Source organism: Collinsella aerofaciens ATCC 25986, from assembly GCF_964259375.1.
Lineage (GTDB): Bacteria > Actinomycetota > Coriobacteriia > Coriobacteriales > Coriobacteriaceae > Collinsella > Collinsella aerofaciens_BO.
In genome coordinates this window covers 1-1906 of the sequence record NZ_CAXVJM010000039.1, presented here as the reverse complement: position 1 = coordinate 1906, position 1906 = coordinate 1, and the positions used below count along the sequence as shown (strand labels likewise).

Below are 1906 nucleotides of genomic sequence, written 5' to 3'. Positions count from 1 at the left end.
AGCAGGAAGCCCAGGAAGTAGAAGGGCACGAGCTGCTTGGTGAGCACCAGGCGGCCGAGCATGGCGAAGCCCATGGCAGGCAGGATGTTGGCGGCAACGCCGCAACCGTCGATGATGAAGGGCGGGATGAAGTCGAGCAGGCCCTGGATGGCGTCGGAACCCAAATAGAAGGCGCCGCCGCACAGCAGGAAGTACTCGACGCAGCCCCAGATTCCAATTCCCCAATGAACGGCGTAGATGCCTTTGAGGTTTCCCTTGAGGGCGAACTTGTCTGCCATATCGACAAACACAGGGAACAAGGCATTGGTAATGTTGCCGATCGTCAGTGCAAGGACGGCGATGGGCATGGCGAGCGCGATGGCCGTCTCGGTACCCTGACCGAGCTGAATGGCAAACGCGCAGGCGAGCACGCCGCCGACGGTTTCGTTAGGCGGCACGTAGGCGCCGATGGAGATCGAGCCCATGAACAGCAACTCCAGGCTGGCGCCAACGGCAAGGCCAGTCTGCAGGTCCCCCAGCACCAGGCCCACGAGCGGGCACAGGACGATGGGGCGGAACGCGTAGAGGGTGCCGAGCTGGTAGTCGAGACATCCAAAAGCTCCGACTAAGCCGACGAGGATTGCTTGGACAAGCATAGTTCCTCCCAATAAGGAATCTCGAACCGTCGTCACTCCCGTCGCGCGCGTTATTGATATCAATCCGGGAGTTTGACCACACGGTCCGAACCGCACCTGGCGTGCTGCTAACACCCATACCAGGCACAAATGATTTGATACCAATTATAGGTATGCAGGTTCGCCTTATTTAATACCAGTCGCTCAGCGGGGTGTTTTTTACCGTAAACGGCAGGCGCATCCCATTAGGCACGCTCTTTGTTTCGATGGCGGACAAGCGCCACCAGAAAGCCGTCGCCAAAAGCATCGGATGCCAAGTTGGCCACAATCACCAAAACGATCATCGCCGCGCCCAAGAACTCGTTCCAGCTAAAGACCTCGCCAAAGAGGAGCGCCGACCAGCAGGGAGCGAGCACGACCTCACTCATGCAGACCAAGTTGGCCGCAAACGCGTTGGTGCGCGCAATCCCCTTGGCATACAGCACACTCGCAAGGCCGCTGCAAAAAAGGCCATGCACCAGCATAAGCCCCCACTCAAAGGGTTTCACGGAGCCTAGGTCGCCGGCAAAATAGACGATCGGCAGTATCGAGATGCCGCAGGAGATGAGCGAGGACACCATGGGCGACGCATCGGGGCGAGAGTTTAAAAAGAAACACAGCCCAAAGGCGGCGCCCGAAATGACGGCAAGCAGGTTGCCGAGCATGCCCTCGGCGCTCAAATCACCTAAAAAGAAAAGTCCCATACCCGTAAAAGCAACCACCACGGAGGCAATCTTCGCAGGCGAGGGCAACGTGCGAGTTGCGAGCGATTGATACACGATAACGAAAATCATCGAGGTGTACTGCAGAACGATCGCGTTGCCGACCGTCGTGAGCTGGTTGGCAAAGTTAAACGTGGTGCCCGTCACGAAGTTGCAGACGGCCACAAGGACAATAAGACGGCTGACGCGAAGGACGGGCCTGCCGACGAGCAGGATAAAGAGCGCCATAAATATTGCCGTGACGGCACCGATCAAAAGAGCTGACTGCGAATTGGCGCGAACGAGGATGCCGATAAAACTCCACAAGAGCGCCGTGCCAAATAGATACATCGCCCCGCTCACGCCATTATCGGGTGGATTGTCAGATCGAATCACGAAGCACCTCCAACTAGCTTTCGGTAATAAAAAACGGCGACCGCAATGGGTCGCCGTTTCCCTTGGGGGCAGATAATAGGCCGGGCCCTTACGCCAGCACGCCGAAGAACGCGCCGATGATGCCCACGACCATGGTGGCCACGATCAGCACCATGG

2 protein-coding genes are annotated in these 1906 nt (G+C 57.8%); both read right to left on the bottom strand.

The window, feature by feature from the left end; all coding sequences use genetic code 11:
• The coding region (locus tag ACEXKH_RS09615) for a PTS mannose/fructose/sorbose/N-acetylgalactosamine transporter subunit IIC (RefSeq protein WP_373573942.1) at positions 1-635 on the bottom strand (635 nt) is incomplete at its 3' end.
• 224 nt (positions 636-859) lie between these two features.
• Positions 860-1750, bottom strand: coding sequence for a DMT family transporter (locus tag ACEXKH_RS09610; protein WP_271755801.1), 891 nt, complete (start codon positions 1748-1750; stop codon positions 860-862).
• Positions 1751-1906: the final 156 nt, after the last annotated feature.